17 protein-coding genes are annotated in these 14,755 nt (G+C 53.4%); 10 read left to right on the forward strand and 7 right to left on the reverse strand.

Annotated features, from left to right (window positions below; translation table 11 throughout):
- Positions 1-6: 6 nt before the first annotated feature.
- Genes oppD through JLG71_RS11345 form a run of 3 tightly spaced genes read left to right on the forward strand, consistent with a single transcriptional unit; the run spans position 7 to position 2,903 of the window.
- Complete coding sequence (oppD, locus tag JLG71_RS11335) at positions 7-1,020, forward strand: ABC transporter ATP-binding protein (RefSeq protein ID WP_004851823.1); 1,014 nt, start codon at positions 7-9, stop codon at positions 1,018-1,020.
- A complete protein-coding gene (oppF, locus tag JLG71_RS11340) occupies positions 1,017-2,021 on the forward strand; it encodes a murein tripeptide/oligopeptide ABC transporter ATP-binding protein OppF (protein ID WP_004851821.1) in 1,005 nt (334 codons plus the stop codon). The genes oppD and oppF overlap by 4 nt, the downstream gene beginning before the upstream one ends.
- 45 nt (positions 2,022-2,066) lie before the next feature.
- Positions 2,067-2,903 carry an ion transporter gene (locus JLG71_RS11345; RefSeq protein WP_004851820.1) on the forward strand — a complete coding sequence of 279 codons (837 nt, stop codon included), beginning with the start codon at positions 2,067-2,069 and terminating at the stop codon, positions 2,901-2,903.
- 72 nt (positions 2,904-2,975) lie between these two features.
- On the opposite strand, the gene JLG71_RS11350 is transcribed toward JLG71_RS11345, so the two are convergent.
- Together JLG71_RS11350 and cls are read right to left on the reverse strand one after the other, a co-directional pair.
- The gene (locus JLG71_RS11350; RefSeq protein WP_004103097.1) at positions 2,976-3,305 is read right to left on the reverse strand and encodes an HI1450 family dsDNA-mimic protein; all 330 of its coding nucleotides are present in this window, start codon (positions 3,303-3,305) and stop codon (positions 2,976-2,978) included.
- Positions 3,306-3,339: 34 nt separating this feature from the next.
- Positions 3,340-4,800: a cardiolipin synthase gene (gene cls / locus JLG71_RS11355; protein WP_009653730.1), complete on the reverse strand. Its 1,461-nt coding sequence runs from the start codon at positions 4,798-4,800 to the stop codon at positions 3,340-3,342.
- A 143-nt stretch (positions 4,801-4,943) separates the two neighbouring features.
- Here cls and JLG71_RS11360 point away from each other — a divergent pair, with 143 nt between their 5' ends.
- Both JLG71_RS11360 and JLG71_RS11365 read left to right on the forward strand, forming a co-directional pair.
- Positions 4,944-5,117: a YciY family protein gene (locus tag JLG71_RS11360; RefSeq protein WP_004851815.1), complete on the forward strand. Its 174-nt coding sequence runs from the start codon at positions 4,944-4,946 to the stop codon at positions 5,115-5,117.
- 282 nt (positions 5,118-5,399) lie between these two features.
- On the forward strand, positions 5,400-6,500 hold the full coding sequence (locus JLG71_RS11365) for an NADH:flavin oxidoreductase/NADH oxidase (RefSeq protein ID WP_025108230.1): 1,101 nt from the start codon (positions 5,400-5,402) through the stop codon (positions 6,498-6,500).
- A gap of 211 nt (positions 6,501-6,711) precedes the next feature.
- On the opposite strand, the gene JLG71_RS11370 is transcribed toward JLG71_RS11365, so the two are convergent.
- On the reverse strand, positions 6,712-7,008 hold the full coding sequence (locus JLG71_RS11370) for a YciI family protein (RefSeq protein ID WP_004103089.1): 297 nt from the start codon (positions 7,006-7,008) through the stop codon (positions 6,712-6,714).
- Positions 7,009-7,219: 211 nt separating this feature from the next.
- Between JLG71_RS11370 and tonB the strand changes: the two genes are divergently transcribed.
- Positions 7,220-7,957: a TonB system transport protein TonB gene (tonB, locus tag JLG71_RS11375; RefSeq protein WP_200914215.1), complete on the forward strand. Its 738-nt coding sequence runs from the start codon at positions 7,220-7,222 to the stop codon at positions 7,955-7,957.
- Positions 7,958-7,976: 19 nt separating this feature from the next.
- Here the strand turns inward: tonB and JLG71_RS11380 are convergent, their stop codons facing one another.
- The 3 genes from JLG71_RS11380 to pfkB all read right to left on the reverse strand — a co-directional run bounded on the left by JLG71_RS11380 (position 7,977) and on the right by pfkB (position 10,264).
- On the reverse strand, positions 7,977-8,849 hold the full coding sequence (locus JLG71_RS11380) for a fructosamine kinase family protein (RefSeq protein WP_004851808.1): 873 nt from the start codon (positions 8,847-8,849) through the stop codon (positions 7,977-7,979).
- Between the two features lie 106 nt (positions 8,850-8,955).
- Complete coding sequence (gene ghoS, locus JLG71_RS11385; RefSeq protein ID WP_009653733.1) at positions 8,956-9,240, reverse strand: type V toxin-antitoxin system endoribonuclease antitoxin GhoS; 285 nt, start codon at positions 9,238-9,240, stop codon at positions 8,956-8,958.
- 94 nt (positions 9,241-9,334) lie between these two features.
- The gene (gene pfkB, locus JLG71_RS11390; protein WP_025108227.1) at positions 9,335-10,264 is read right to left on the reverse strand and encodes a 6-phosphofructokinase II; all 930 of its coding nucleotides are present in this window, start codon (positions 10,262-10,264) and stop codon (positions 9,335-9,337) included.
- Between the two features lie 289 nt (positions 10,265-10,553).
- Here pfkB and JLG71_RS11395 point away from each other — a divergent pair, with 289 nt between their 5' ends.
- Complete coding sequence (locus JLG71_RS11395; protein WP_004851801.1) at positions 10,554-11,312, forward strand: DUF481 domain-containing protein; 759 nt, start codon at positions 10,554-10,556, stop codon at positions 11,310-11,312.
- 270 nt (positions 11,313-11,582) lie between these two features.
- Entirely contained in the window at positions 11,583-11,816 is a 234-nt protein-coding gene (locus JLG71_RS11400; RefSeq protein ID WP_200914308.1) for a hypothetical protein, read from the forward strand.
- A 20-nt stretch (positions 11,817-11,836) separates the two neighbouring features.
- Here the strand turns inward: JLG71_RS11400 and JLG71_RS11405 are convergent, their stop codons facing one another.
- Positions 11,837-12,049 carry a hypothetical protein gene (locus tag JLG71_RS11405; RefSeq protein WP_185220222.1) on the reverse strand — a complete coding sequence of 71 codons (213 nt, stop codon included), beginning with the start codon at positions 12,047-12,049 and terminating at the stop codon, positions 11,837-11,839.
- A gap of 216 nt (positions 12,050-12,265) precedes the next feature.
- On the opposite strand from JLG71_RS11405, the gene thrS reads away from it, so the two are divergent.
- Positions 12,266-14,194, forward strand: a complete 1,929-nt coding sequence (thrS, locus tag JLG71_RS11410) for a threonine--tRNA ligase (RefSeq protein ID WP_004102966.1) — start codon at positions 12,266-12,268, stop codon at positions 14,192-14,194.
- Positions 14,195-14,197: 3 nt separating this feature from the next.
- Entirely contained in the window at positions 14,198-14,740 is a 543-nt protein-coding gene (gene infC / locus JLG71_RS11415; protein WP_052746887.1) for a translation initiation factor IF-3, read from the forward strand.
- Positions 14,741-14,755: the final 15 nt, after the last annotated feature.

A 14,755-nucleotide genomic window follows, 5' to 3' on the forward strand; every position in this document is an offset into this window, starting at 1 on the left:
GCCGACATGAGTACGATGGAAACGGCGAAAGCGCCGCAGGCAGCACAACAATCCGGATTGCTTCTGGATGTGAAAGATCTCCGCGTCACCTTTGCGACTCCCGATGGTGATGTGACTGCGGTCAACGATCTCAATTTTAATCTACGGGCCGGGGAAACCTTAGGCATCGTAGGCGAGTCCGGTTCCGGTAAGTCGCAAACCGCTTTTGCGCTGATGGGCCTGCTGGCCGCCAACGGCCGTATTGGGGGGTCAGCGACCTTTAACGGGAAGCAGATCCTTAACCTCCCGGAGCGCGAGCTGAATAAGCTGCGCGCCGAGCAGATCTCAATGATTTTTCAGGACCCGATGACGTCGCTTAATCCGTATATGCGGGTAGGCGAACAGCTGATGGAAGTCCTGATGCTGCATAAAGCGCTGAGCAAAGCCGAAGCCTTTGAAGAGTCGGTGAAAATGCTGGATGCGGTCAAAATGCCCGAGGCGCGCAAACGGATGAAAATGTATCCGCACGAGTTTTCCGGCGGGATGCGCCAGCGCGTCATGATTGCGATGGCGCTGCTGTGCCGGCCTAAGCTGCTGATTGCCGATGAGCCGACAACGGCGCTGGACGTAACCGTGCAGGCGCAAATAATGACATTGCTTAATGAGCTCAAGCGCGAGTTCAATACGGCGATCATTATGATTACCCACGATCTCGGCGTCGTCGCCGGGATCTGCGATAAGGTGCTGGTGATGTACGCCGGACGCACGATGGAATATGGTCAGGCGCGCGACGTCTTCTACCATCCCTCTCATCCTTATTCTATTGGCCTGCTCAATGCGGTCCCGCGCCTGGACGCAGAAGGCGACGCCCTGTTAACGATTCCGGGCAACCCGCCGAATCTGCTGCGTCTGCCGAAAGGCTGTCCATTCCAGCCGCGTTGCCCGCACGCGATGGAGATTTGCAACAGCGCTCCGCCTCTGGAGGAGTTTGCGCCGGGCCGCCTGCGCGCCTGCTTTCAACCGGTGGGGGATTTGCTATGAACGCCGTAACGGAACAAAGAAAAGTCCTGCTCGAAATCGCCGATCTGAAAGTACACTTTGATATTAAAGACGGCAAACAGTGGTTCTGGCAGCCGTCGAAAACGCTGAAAGCGGTAGATGGCGTAACGCTGCGTCTGTATGAAGGGGAAACGCTGGGCGTGGTCGGGGAGTCCGGATGCGGAAAATCGACCTTCGCGCGCGCCATCATCGGTCTGGTGAAGGCCACCGACGGTAAAGTCGCCTGGTTAGGCAGAGATTTGCTGGGGATGAAGGCCGACGAGTGGCGCGACGTACGCAGCGATATTCAGATGATCTTTCAGGATCCGCTGGCGTCGCTAAACCCGCGCATGACTATCGGGGAAATCATCGCCGAGCCGCTGCGCACCTATCATCCCAAAATGCCGCGCCAGGAAGTTCGCGATCGCGTTAAGGCGATGATGATGAAAGTGGGGCTGCTGCCGAACCTGATTAACCGCTATCCGCATGAATTCTCCGGCGGCCAGTGCCAGCGTATCGGTATCGCCCGCGCGCTAATTCTTGAACCGAAGCTCATTATCTGCGATGAGCCGGTGTCAGCGCTGGACGTGTCGATTCAGGCGCAGGTAGTGAATCTGCTGCAGCAGCTGCAGCGGGAAATGGGACTGTCGCTGATTTTTATCGCCCACGATCTGGCGGTCGTGAAGCATATCTCCGATCGCGTGCTGGTGATGTATCTTGGCCATGCCGTGGAGCTCGGCACCTATGATGAGGTGTATCATAATCCGCTGCATCCCTATACCAAAGCGCTGATGTCGGCGGTGCCGGTTCCGGACCCTGATAAGGAAAAGAATAAAACGATCCAGCTTCTGGAGGGGGAATTGCCATCGCCGATTAACCCGCCGTCGGGATGCGTATTCCGCACCAGATGCCCGATTGCCGGGCCGGAGTGCGCTAAGACGCGACCGGTGCTGGAGGGCAGTTTCCGCCATGCGGTTTCCTGCCTGAAGGTGGACCCGTTATAATCTCAGGGGCTGACGTTAGTCAGCCCTTTTTTTAGCGAGGTTAACGTGGCTTTTCATATTCATGCCGCTCGTCTGCGGCTGTATCATTTACTCTTCGATCAAAACCGACGATCCGGTCGGCATTTCGAGGGACTTTGCGGCGTATTTGCCCTGCTTAGCGTGCTGGTGATATTTATCGAGTCCGGGCTCGGAACGCAATATCATCTGACCTTAGACGAATGGCATATTTTCGTCTGGCTCGAACTTGTCGTGACGGCGGTTTTTACCTTTGAGTATTTTCTGCGCATTATCAGCTGGCCGAATCCGCTAAAGTATATTTTCAGCTTCTGGGGCATTATTGACCTGGCCACCATTTTACCGCTTTACGTTATGTGGCTGTGGCCCGAGATCAGTATTGAGTACGTGTTTGCCTGGCGGGCCATGCGCGCTATCCGCGCGTTGCGTATCCTTAAGCTGCTGCGCTTTATGCCGTCGTTGAATATTTTCTGGGCCGCTATCGTCAGCGCTCGCCACCAGCTGATCCTGTTCTATTCTTTTATTGCCATCGTCATGGTGATCTTTGGCTCCCTGATGTATCTGGTTGAGGGGCCGCGATACGGTTTTACTACGCTGAACGCGTCGGTTTACTGGGCGATAGTGACGATAACCACGGTAGGGTATGGCGATATTACGCCGCATACGCCGCTGGGACGAATTTTGGCCTCCATTCTTATCTTAATTGGCTACTCGATTATTGCGATCCCCACCGGCTTAATTACCAGCCATATGACCACCGCATTTCAGAGTCGCCGGACTCAGCGCCAGTGTCCGCATTGCCAGCATAACGTTCATGAAAAAGACGCTCGCTACTGCAACGCCTGCGGCAGCGAACTGCCTGAATAACTAAAAAGCCTGCCCTGGTTAACTCAGGCAGGCTTCTTCTTTTATATATAAGCTATTTGCTTAAGAAAGAGCTTATTCGCGCCACAGGATATGACAGAGCTTGTGGTCTTTTTCACGGCACAGCAGCACGCGCGCAAAAATATCGTTAATTTCGCCGCCATCTTCATCGGCCAGACCAATGACCACTTCAGCAAAGAAGTCAGGGTTGAGGTCAAAATCGACGTGCTCTTCCCAGTCAGGCGCCGGATCGAAGAGCTCGGCGCCGCCGCGTTCTTCAAACTGCAGGTTGAACAGAATGACATCCGCCGGATCGAGGTTGTCGACGGCCAGTTCGAGGAAAATGTCGTAAGCCTGTTCAAGCGTTTCGTCTTCGGTCAGGCGATTGTTTAAATCCATATCCATGATTGCTACCCATTAAACATCTGATTGGCACGTTTTACAGCAACGGACTGAAGAAGTAAAACAGTCGCTCGGCGATCCGCTGCCACAGCGGACGTTTTAACCACAGCCTGGCGTCCAGCAGGCGCGAGCGGGAGATGTAATCGTCCTGCACCGCGGCCAGATCGCTGCCAAATCCGGCATCGTCAATCACCAGCGTAATCTCGAAGTTGAGCCACAGGCTGCGCATATCGAGGTTAACGGTGCCCACAAGGCTAAGTTCGCCGTCAACCAGCACGCTCTTAGTATGCAGCAGACCGCCTTCAAACTGGTAAATCTTTACCCCGGCAGCCAGCAGCTCGGTAAAGAAGGCGCGACTGGCCCAGCCCACCAGCAGAGAATCGTTCTTGCGCGGCAGGATGATGCTGACATCGACGCCGCGCTGGGCGGCGGTACAGATGGCATGCAAAAGGTCGTCGCTGGGCACAAAGTAGGGGGTCGTCATGATCAAATGCTCTTTGGCCGCGTAGGCGGCCGTGAGCAGAGCCTGATGGATCAAATCTTCCGGAAAGCCCGGGCCCGAGGCGATAGTGTGAATCGTGTGCCCGCTGGCCTCTTCGAACGGCATAATGTTCGCGTCCGGCGGCGGAGGCAAAATACGTTTGCCGGTTTCAATCTCCCAGTCGCAGGAGTAGACAATGCCCATCGCTGTCGCTACCGGACCTTCCATTCGCGCCATCAGATCGATCCACTGGCCAACGCCGGAGTCCTGCTTAAAGAAACGCGGGTCGACCAGATTCATACTGCCGGTATAGGCAATATAGTTATCGATCATGACCATTTTACGATGCTGACGCAGGTCCATACGGCGCAGAAAGACGCGCATCAGGTTGACCTTCAGGGCTTCGACGACTTCAATGCCGGCATTACGCATCATGGCGGCCCAGGGACTACGGAAAAACGCCACGCTCCCGGCGGAGTCGAGCATCAGCCGGCAGTGTACGCCGCGCCTTGCCGCCGCCATCAATGACTCGGCGACCTGATCGGCCATGCCGCCGGGCTGCCAGATATAGAACACCATCTCAATATTGTGACGAGCGAGCTGGATATCGCGGATGAGCGCCTGCATGACGTCATCGGATTCGGTGAGCAGCTGGAGCTGATTGCCTTTGACGCCGCCAATGCCCTGCCGACGTTCGCAGAGCTTGAACAAGGATTCCGCGACCGGACTATTCTCCTCGGCAAAGATATGCTTACAGGCTTTAAGGTCCTTTAACCACTTGGCCGTTGAGGGCCACATGGCCCGCGCGCGTTCGGCGCGGCGTTTACCCAGATGCAGTTCGCCAAACGAGAGATAGGCGATAATGCCCACCAGGGGAAGAATATAAATGACAAGCAGCCATGCCATCGCTGACGGGACCGCGCGCCTTTTCATTAATATCCGTAATGTTACACCGGCGATAAGTAGCCAGTAACCGAGTATAACCAGCCAGTTCACCACCGTGTAAAAGGTTGTCATAGATGAAAAATCCTTTTGAATGACTTGATGACATGAGTTTACGCATCATCATCCATCTGGCAAATAAAAACGCAGCGAAAGCGTTGGTTAGCCAGATTCATCGGTCTATAATGCAGGCTGTTTTTACTTGTAGAGTAGTTGCAATGAAGCGTAGTAGAACGGAAGTAGGGCGCTGGCGCATGCTTCGGCAGGTGAGTCGCCGTAAAGCACGCTGGCTGGAAGGCCAGTCGCGTCGTAATATGCGCATCCTCTCCATCAGAAAGGAGCTGGTTAAACGGCAACGTCACTCTCTGCTGTTCACCTTCTCTGAATGTTGAGAGTCGAAACAAAAGGCACCGCTCGCGGTGCCTCTGTTTTCTCAGCGTTTCGTTCTTAGCATACATTCTTATACTGTCATCTCTCTTTCTTCTGCCGGCGAAACACGGTTTCTCACATGCTCTTGCGTTATTGTTTGCATCAGCAGCGGCGGGCAGGAAGTTGCATCGCGCCATACCTCATAAGACTGGCCCAACGCGTATAAACGCAAAAAACGGGAAGTGCCATGCATCAGCACATGCTACTTATAATGTCCTTAAGGCTTCTATTATTGAGAGGTATCTATGAGTCAACTTTTTAGTCCGGTGCGAATCGGTAAGCTGGAACTTGAGAACCGTATTGTCATTGCGCCAATGTGCCAGTACTCCGCCGACAATGGCAAGGCGACGGCATGGCATCGTATCCATCTCGGACAACTGGCCTTTTCCGGCGCGGGCTTACTGATTATCGAAGCCAGCGCTGTAGAGCCCGCCGGACGCATTACCCCGGCTGATCTGGGCTTATGGAATGACGAAACGGAAGCCGCATTACGCACCGTGCTGAACGATATCCGCCAGTACGCTTCAATCCCCATCGGTATCCAGCTGGGCCATGCCGGACGAAAAGCCTCTTCAGCAGCCCCCTGGCTGGGGGGACACCAGCTGGCGCATGATTCTGGCGGATGGGACACGGTTGCGCCATCAGCGCTGGCCTATGGTGAAGGTGAACGACCTCCGGTTGAACTTACTCAGGACCACATGAAACGCATCAAGCAGTCATTCGTAGACAGCGCCAGACGCGCTGAGCGGATGGGTATTGAATTGATTGAACTGCATGCCGCGCATGGTTACCTGTTGCACCAGTTCCTTTCACCGCTCAGTAACCAGCGTACCGACGAATACGGCGGCTCGCTGGAGAACCGTTTGCGTTTTCCGCTAGAGATATTCCGGGCCATCCGTGAGGCCGTCAGTCAGGACATCGCGGTGGGCGTCCGACTTTCAGCAACAGACTGGGTGGATGGCGGCTGGGATAACGCACAATCGATTATCTTCAGCCAGCAGCTTGAGGCGCTTGGCTGCGACTATATTCATGTTTCCAGCGGCGGGCTGTCGCCTCATCAGGCGATTCAGGTGGGGCCCGGCTATCAGCTGCCGTTCGCGCGTGAAATCCGCGAGAAGGTGAATATCCCGGTGATCGGTGTGGGTCTGGTGACGGAAGCGCAGCAGGCGGAAGAGGCGCTACAAAATGGCGACGCCGACCTCATCGCCATTGCCCGCGCCGTGCTCTACAATCCGCACTGGCCATGGCATGCCGCGGCAGCCCTGGGCGCTCAGGTGAGCGTTCCGCCGCAGTATCTTCGCTCGGAACCGCATGGTCTTAAGGGAACGCTGAAGTCCAACAGGTAATTAACCATAGAAAGTCGGCGGTGCTGATGCACTGCCGGCAAATGGCTATCATCAGGGCGCGACCTAAAAAGATCGGAATGCAGAACCGGGGAAGTGGAGAGACATAAGGATGGCGACCATTCCGTACACGCGTACTTAGAAACGTCCTCTAATGAACGATCGCCATAGATTAAATTTTAACCGCGTTCTTATTGCTTAAGCATTTTATATGCTAAAACACCTTTTTATACGGTTTCACCGAGACTTTCTGATAAACCCCTGCGGCGATATAGGGATCGTCATTGGCCCATGATTGCGCCGCTTCCAGCGATTCAAATTCCGCAATGACCGTTGAGCCGGTGAAGCCCGCCGCGCCGGGTTCATTACTGTCTACGGCAGGCATTGGGCCGGCGGTCAGTAAACGACCTTCATCATGTAATAATTGCAAACGCGCCAGATGGGCGGGACGTACCGATGTCCGTTTTTCCAGAGAGTCGGCGATATCTTCAGCGTAGATAACGTAAAGCACGGCATGGCTCCTTATCAATAAATTGGCGAATCACGTTAAGTGAAACCGTCGTTGACTGCAATGCAAAGATGATCACGATCCTCAGAATGCCACGTCCCGGGGGCTTTTTGTCAGAAAACAGGGCAAATTTTGATACAAGCCAACAACCCTAGTTGAATATGATTGCTATTTGCATTTAAAATCGGGGCATCATTTTTCAACAGAAACGACTATGAGCGCAATGACCTTTGATTTACCTCGCCGCTTTCCGTGGCCTACGCTACTGTCTGTGGTTATCCACGGCAGTGTTATCGCGGGGTTGCTCTATACTTCGGTACATCAGGTTATTGAACGGCCGGCACCCTCACAGCCCATTGAAATCACTATGGTGGCCCCGGCAGATCTGGAACCGCCTCAGGCGGCTCAGCCGGTCGTTGAGCCCGTTGTTGAACCGGAGCCAGAACCGGAACCGGAAGTGATGCCTGAACCGCCAAAAGAGGCGCCGGTTGTTATCCATAAACCAAAGCCAAAACCGAAGCCAAAGCCTAAACCGAAGCCGGAAAAAAAGGTCGAACAACCGAAGCGTGATGTAAAACCGGCGGAAACGCGCCCGGCCTCGCCGTTTGAAAATACCAATACGGCGCCGGCGCGCACCGCGCCGAGCACCTCAGCCGCGACCGCTAAACCCACCGTGACGGTGCCTTCCGGGCCGCGGGCGCTAAGCCGCGGAGAGCCGAGCTATCCGGCTCGTGCCCAGGCGCTGCGTATTGAAGGAAACGTGCGGGTTAAGTTTGACGTCACGCCGGACGGGCGCGTGGACAACGTGCAGATCCTCTCCGCACAACCTGCCAATATGTTTGAGCGTGAAGTGAAAAACGCTTTACGTAAATGGCGCTATGAACCGGGTAAACCGGGAACCGGCATTACCATGACCATTCAGTTCCGTCTGAAAGGCGTACAAATTAGCTAATCCTCAAAAACAAGGCCCCTTAAGGGGCCTTATCCATGAACACCTCATCAAGCGCTTTCTGCGCCGTCACCAGATGCTGTCCGCCAAACAAAATCGCCCGATTCAGCAGCGTATAGAGCTGGTAGATGGGCTGCCGCTCGAGAAAGCCGGACGGCAGCGGCGATACGGACTGATAGCCGTCATAGATTTGCGGCGGCTGTTCCGGATGCAGCGGGAGCATCGCCAAATCGCATTCGCGATCGCCCCAGTAGCAGGCAGGGTCGAAAATATAGGGCCCGTTTGGCCCGAGCGCGCAGTTACCGGACCATAAGTCACCGTGAAGCAGCGACGGCTGCGGCTGATGACTGCTCAGCCGTTGCTGAACAATATCAACAAGATGATCGATATCACCAAAATGCAGGCCTTTCTCGGCGGCGAGTTCCAGCTGCCAGCCGATACGCTGTTCGGCAAAGAACGTGGACCAGCGACGCTGCCAGGCGTTCGGCTGGGGAGTGGTGGAGAGATCGTTGTCAAAATCCAGACCAAACTGCGGTTGGTCGCTCCACTGATGTAAATGGGCGATTTGCTGGCCTAACAGGAAAGCGTTGTGCGCATCCAGCGGGCGAGGAGGGAGGTATTCCATCACCAGAAAGCTGTAATCTCGATCGCTGCCCACGGCAAAAACCTGCGGTACGTTCACCGTTTTACTGCGCGACAGTAGTTCAAGCTGGTCAGCCTCGGCCGTGAAGATGGGTAACAGCTCGCGTTCGTCGCATTTTACGAAGTAATCTCGCCCGCCATAGCGTAAATGCCAGGCAGCGTGTATCTCTCCACCGGGTAGTTCGTTTCGCAGTTCGATTTCAGCTGCTTCGGTATGCAAATCGCGTAACAAATTGCTGATAGCTTGCCACATGCCGTCTCTCCCCATGTTTTCCAACATTTCATAAGGTTAGCGCATAAACCCGGCGTAAAACTCGAACTGACGCACAACTGGACGTTTTCCGTTGCGTCAATCGCACTTATTGAGCTTTTAACCACTCGCTGAATGTGACCACGGTGACGTCGACGGGTCTTCCCAGCGCGGTTTCGGCTAAACCTGCGCTTAAGGCGTTGACTTCCTCGGCATTCTGCATGGAAAGCAGGCCGAAGGTGTTGGTGCCGAGCTCGTGGACGTTCCCTTCATCATCGTTTAAGACGAGGGTAAATCCGGCGCGGGTGAGGTGATTACTGAGTTCGTTAATTTCCGTTAACGTCTCTTCGTGAAAACGAACCGTGACGACCCAGGCAATAATTTCGCTACTCATTTTTCACCCCGTTGTTATCCATGGCATTTTTAGCATAGACCATCATGCTGATTTGGCGACTCCCTCTGTCTTCCCAGAGGGAGCGAAGGCGTTATCAACCGCGCAGATAGGTGTAGATTTTTTGCGTATTATCCAGCGAGCAAAGGCGGGTGCCCTGATTGATGGTTGCCGCACTACCCGCCGCAACGCCAAAGCGAACCATATCTTCAAGCGAGGCGTTTTCCGCCAGCCTTAAGGTCATTGCGCCGACCATACTGTCACCGGCGCCGACGGTGCTCTGGCTTTTCATCGGCGGCGGTACTACCTGAACGCTACCCTGGGCATCAACGCCGAGCGCACCCTGGGCGCCGAGGGAGACGACGACGCGCTGGACTTTGCCCGACCGAATGAGCTCCTGCGCCGCAAGACGCACATCATCCGGCTGGCTCAGATCGCGCTGTACCAGCGCGCTAAGCTCTTTCTGGTTCGGCTTAACCAGCTCGATATTGCCGACATCAAGCGCTGCGGCGAGCGCGTCACCGGAACTATCAACAATACAGCGCAATCCATGCTGCTGAGCGTTTTTGACCAGCTGCGTCAGATTATCGACGCTGATGCCGGGCGGGAGACTTCCGCTAATCACCAGCAGGGAACCCGGGGCGATGGCGAGGACCTTTTCCTCAAGGAGCTGGAGCTCCTCCTTAGTTAACGCTGCGCCCGGCATCACGAAACGATATTGCTCGCCGCTGGCGTTCACATGCACGTGAAGATTCTGCCGCGTCCAGTCATGGGTCTCTACCGTATCGACGGGAACATGTTCATCCGTCAGCAGCGCCGTCAGGTGTTCGCCTGTCGCCCCGCCGACGGGAAAGATGGCTGTGGCGCTGCCGCCAAGAAAAGTGATGGCTCGCGCAACGTTAATTCCGCCTCCGCCGGGTTCAAACACGGGAGCGCTACAGCGCAGTTTGCCTTCCGGGTAAATTTGCGGGGTCTGGGTTGCGCTATCGAGCGAGGGGGCTAACGTGAGCGTATAGATTTTGGTCATCCAGTTTCCTCCATAATACGAATTTAGCTGCTCTGGTTTTAAGCATGGCACTTAAAGGAGGGAAGGGGAAGCGACGCGCCACTTATACAACGCAACCTCTTTTTATCTTTATGAAATAAAAATTGTTTTGAGAAGCGTCTTATACAAAAAATGAAAGAGTAATTGATTGCTAAGTTAATCGTGCTTTTTTATAATTTACTCCCTTTCTTAGGACCGGCTATCCGCGATCCTCGCGAAAGCTCCCGGGACCCTCCAGGTCTCCTTATAGGTTGTACGGACTTAAAATTAAATGAAGCTTTTGAAGACAGTACCCGCAGCGGCGTTGCTCGCGGGAGGGCTTTTTGCGTCTGCGTGCGCAATGGCCGATGATTCCGTTTTTACTGTCATGGATGACCCATCTTCTGCTAAAAAACCTTTCGAAGGTACTGTTAACGCCGGTTATCTGGCGCAGTCCGGCAATACGAAAAGTTCCTCAATGACCGCCGACTCCACGTTGACCTGGTATGGCAATACCACCGCATGGTCGCTGTGGGGGAATGCCAGCAATACGTCGTCAAACGATCAGCGCTCTTCGGAAAGGTACGCGGTGGGGGGACGTAGTCGTTACAACCTGACTGACCAGAACTATATATTTGGCCAGGCCAGCTGGCTGACGGATCGTTACAATGGTTATCAGCAGCGGGATGTGTTTACCGCAGGTTATGGTCGACAGATTATGAACGGACCGGTACACAGCCTACGTTTTGAATTTGGTCCTGGCGTACGCTACGACGAGTATACCGACGGCGATACTGATACTCAGCCGTTGGGCTATGCTTCCGGCACTTACGCCTGGCAGATGACCGATAACGCCAAATTTACGCAAGGTGTTTCGGTATTCGGCGCTGAAGATACGACGCTGAACTCCGAAAGCGCGCTGAACGTTGCCATCAATGCTCACTTTGCCCTCAAGGTCGCCTATAACCTGACGTGGAACTCTGAGCCGCCGTCATCGGCGCCGGAACACACCGATCGCCGTACCACGCTATCGCTCGGTTATAAAATGTAATATTTCAGGCCAGATATTCTGGCCTGATTGTTTTAAATTTGGCAATAAGTGACATTATTATTTTTGGTCTCTCGTTTTGTTTTTTATAAAAAGAAATCGTCTTCATAATTTCCCCACAATTGCTATTTTGCTGACAAATATGCAGTTAATTTGACACGAAAAGATAAATATTGGGTCGGACAAAAATGTGATCTGGATCTATACTGTTGCACACAGGCGGCGATAACGACGCCGTTCTATTTATCTGAAACAAATAAGAGAATGACTATCATGAGAAATAGCAAAATCGCACTCGCGGCCGTGATGCTGTGCACGCTGTCTTTTGGCGCATTTGCCGCCGCTCCCGCACCGCAGCCGGGTAATAACGAGCATACCCAAGTTGGTACCGCCAAAGCTACCGATGTCGAAGCAGGCTCCAACATAGCGCCGGGCTCACAGTCTACCGGGCAGTCAATGAATGATGCTTTTGATGTTCATAAACTTGTCGCCGGCGAATGGTCCTGATATTTCATTGTACTTGAACATCATCCTTTAATTATTTCGTGAAGCAGCAAACCGGGTAATGCCGTACCGGTTTTGCTTTCCGTACTTTGTGTTAAACATGCATAATTGATGTGAAAGCATAAATATTCTTTATGCGTCATATCGTCCTGCCGCGCTCTTTTGCCGCACGGTTCCGCAGCAATTACGCTGTGTTTGTTGCGCCGCGACCTTTTTTTTCCATCAACAATAACCATTTAGTCTCATGTGACTTTTATCACGCACTAATGATGTGTAAACTAACCGTCGGTGTTATCAACAGGCGGCTGCAGGTGGGTACGCGTCGGTGAACGAGCGTGCACATATTTTCGCAGAGTGAAGCGGGAACTGGGCCTGAACGTGTTGATAATTATGATTATATTGTTTTGTATGTGCTCTTTCGTGTGGGGCACCACTGCAAATAAGGACATGAAATGCCTGTAATTACGCTTCCTGATGGCAGCCAACGCCATTTTGATCACGCTGTGAGCCCGATGGACGTCGCTCTGGATATTGGCCCTGGTCTGGCGAAAGCCACCATCGCCGGCCGCGTCAACGGCGAGCTGGTTGACGCCTGCGACTTAATTGAAAACGACGCGACGCTCTCTATCATCACCGCGAAAGATGAAGATGGACTTGAGATTATTCGTCACTCCTGTGCGCACCTTTTGGGGCACGCGATTAAACAGCTGTGGCCAAATACCAAGATGGCGATCGGCCCGGTTGTCGACAACGGTTTCTACTATGATGTCGATCTGGACCATACCCTGACCCAGGAAGATATCGACGCGCTCGAAAAACGTATGCACGAGCTCGCCGAGAAAAACTACGACGTCATTAAGAAGAAAGTCAGCTGGCACGAAGCGCGTGAAACCTTCGTGAAGCGCGGCGAGAGCTATAAAGTCTCCATTCTTGATGAAAACATTGCACATGATGACAAACCCGGTTTGTATCATCATGAAGAGTATGTCGACATGTGCCGCGGGCCGCACGTGCCGAATATGCGTTTCTGTCATCATTTCAAACTGATGAAGACCGCTGGCGCCTACTGGCGCGGCGATAGCAACAATAAAATGCTGCAGCGCATCTACGGAACCGCATGGGCAGATAAAAAAGCCTTAAATGCCTATCTGCAGCGTCTGGAAGAAGCCGCTAAGCGCGATCACCGTAAAATCGGTAAGCAGCTCGACCTGTATCATATGCAGGAAGAGGCGCCGGGCATGGTGTTCTGGCATAACGACGGCTGGACTATCTTCCGCGAACTGGAAACTTTTGTGCGTTCTAAGCTGAAAGAGTACCAGTATCAGGAAGTTAAAGGCCCGTTTATGATGGACCGCGTGCTGTGGGAAAAAACCGGCCACTGGGACAACTATAAAGATGCGATGTTCACCACCTCTTCCGAGAACCGTGAATACTGCATCAAGCCGATGAACTGCCCGGGCCACGTGCAGATCTTCAACCAGGGGCTGAAATCCTACCGCGATCTGCCGCTGCGTATGGCTGAATTCGGTAGCTGCCATCGTAATGAGCCGTCAGGCGCGCTGCATGGCCTGATGCGCGTACGTGGCTTTACTCAGGACGACGCCCATATCTTCTGTACTGAAGATCAGGTTCGCGATGAAGTAAACGCCTGTATTCGCATGGTCTACGATATGTACAGCACCTTTGGCTTCGAGAAAATCGTCGTCAAGCTGTCGACTCGCCCGGAAAAACGCATCGGTAGCGATGAGACATGGGATCGTGCTGAAGCGGATCTGGCCGTGGCGCTGGAAGAGAACAACATCCCGTTTGAGTATCAGCTGGGTGAAGGCGCGTTCTACGGTCCGAAAATTGAATTTACCCTGTATGACTGCCTCGATCGTGCATGGCAGTGCGGTACTGTACAGCTGGACTTCTCCCTGCCGCAGCGTTTAAGCGCCTCTTATGTGGGTGAAAATAACGAACGACAGGTACCGGTAATGATTCACCGCGCGATTCTTGGTTCGCTGGAGCGCTTTATTGGCATCCTGACCGAAGAGTTTGCGGGCTTCTTCCCGAGCTGGCTGGCGCCGGTGCAGGTTGTGGTCATGAATATTACTGATTCTCAGGCTGAATACGTTAACGAATTGACGCGTAAACTACAAAATGCGGGCATTCGCGTAAAAGCAGACTTGAGAAATGAGAAGATAGGCTTTAAAATCCGCGAGCACACTTTACGTCGTGTCCCTTACATGTTGGTCTGTGGCGACAAAGAGGTAGAAGCCGGCAAAGTTGCCGTGCGTACCCGTCGTGGCAAAGACTTGGGCAGCCTGGACGTAAATGAAGTTATCGAGAAGCTGCAACAAGAGATTCGCAGCCGCAGTCTAAAACAACTGGAGGAATAAGGTATTAAAGGCGGAAAACGAGTTCAAACGGCACGTCCGAATCGTATTAATGGCGAGATTCGCGCCCTGGAAGTTCGCTTAACTGGTCTGGAAGGCGAAGCTTTGGGTATTGTGAGTCTGAGAGAAGCGATCGAAAAAGCTGAAGAAGCTGGAGTAGATTTAGTTGAAATCAGCCCTAACGCCGAACCGCCAGTTTGTCGTATCATGGACTACGGCAAGTTCCTTTATGAAAAGAGCAAGTCTTCTAAGGAACAGAAGAAAAAGCAAAAAGTTATCCAGGTTAAGGAAATTAAGTTCCGTCCTGGCACCGACGATGGCGATTATCAGGTAAAACTCCGCAGCCTGATTCGCTTTCTGGAAGATGGCGATAAGGCCAAGATCACGCTGCGTTTTCGCGGCCGTGAGATGGCCCACCAACAGATCGGTATGGAAGTGCTTACCCGCGTCCGTGACGATCTGAGTGAACTGGCAGTAGTCGAATCCTTCCCAACGAAGATCGAAGGCCGCCAGATGATCATGGTGCTCGCTCCTAAGAAGAAACAGTAAGGCCTTCAAGTAGCA

Origin of the sequence: Klebsiella michiganensis, assembly GCF_015139575.1 — a bacterium.
In the GTDB taxonomy this organism is placed as follows: Bacteria; Pseudomonadota; Gammaproteobacteria; order Enterobacterales; family Enterobacteriaceae; genus Klebsiella; species Klebsiella michiganensis.

What these genes read in the sequence shown, in the direction of transcription:
- oppD (WP_004851823.1), top strand. Translation starts at nt 7, where the DNA reads ATGAGTACGATGGAAACGGCGAAAGCGCCGCAGGCAGCACAACAATCC.
- oppF (WP_004851821.1), top strand. Translation starts at nt 1,017, where the DNA reads ATGAACGCCGTAACGGAACAAAGAAAAGTCCTGCTCGAAATCGCCGAT.
- JLG71_RS11350 (WP_004103097.1), bottom strand. Translation starts at nt 3,305, where the DNA reads ATGGATATGGATTTAAACAATCGCCTGACCGAAGACGAAACGCTTGAA.
- cls (WP_009653730.1), bottom strand. Translation starts at nt 4,800, where the DNA reads ATGACAACCTTTTACACGGTGGTGAACTGGCTGGTTATACTCGGTTAC.
- JLG71_RS11360 (WP_004851815.1), top strand. Translation starts at nt 4,944, where the DNA reads ATGAAGCGTAGTAGAACGGAAGTAGGGCGCTGGCGCATGCTTCGGCAG.
- JLG71_RS11365 (WP_025108230.1), top strand. Translation starts at nt 5,400, where the DNA reads ATGAGTCAACTTTTTAGTCCGGTGCGAATCGGTAAGCTGGAACTTGAG.
- tonB (WP_200914215.1), top strand. Translation starts at nt 7,220, where the DNA reads ATGAGCGCAATGACCTTTGATTTACCTCGCCGCTTTCCGTGGCCTACG.
- JLG71_RS11380 (WP_004851808.1), bottom strand. Translation starts at nt 8,849, where the DNA reads ATGTGGCAAGCTATCAGCAATTTGTTACGCGATTTGCATACCGAAGCA.
- ghoS (WP_009653733.1), bottom strand. Translation starts at nt 9,240, where the DNA reads ATGAGTAGCGAAATTATTGCCTGGGTCGTCACGGTTCGTTTTCACGAA.
- pfkB (WP_025108227.1), bottom strand. Translation starts at nt 10,264, where the DNA reads ATGACCAAAATCTATACGCTCACGTTAGCCCCCTCGCTCGATAGCGCA.
- JLG71_RS11395 (WP_004851801.1), top strand. Translation starts at nt 10,554, where the DNA reads ATGAAGCTTTTGAAGACAGTACCCGCAGCGGCGTTGCTCGCGGGAGGG.
- JLG71_RS11400 (WP_200914308.1), top strand. Translation starts at nt 11,583, where the DNA reads ATGAGAAATAGCAAAATCGCACTCGCGGCCGTGATGCTGTGCACGCTG.
- JLG71_RS11405 (WP_185220222.1), bottom strand. Translation starts at nt 12,049, where the DNA reads ATGGTTATTGTTGATGGAAAAAAAAGGTCGCGGCGCAACAAACACAGC.
- thrS (WP_004102966.1), top strand. Translation starts at nt 12,266, where the DNA reads ATGCCTGTAATTACGCTTCCTGATGGCAGCCAACGCCATTTTGATCAC.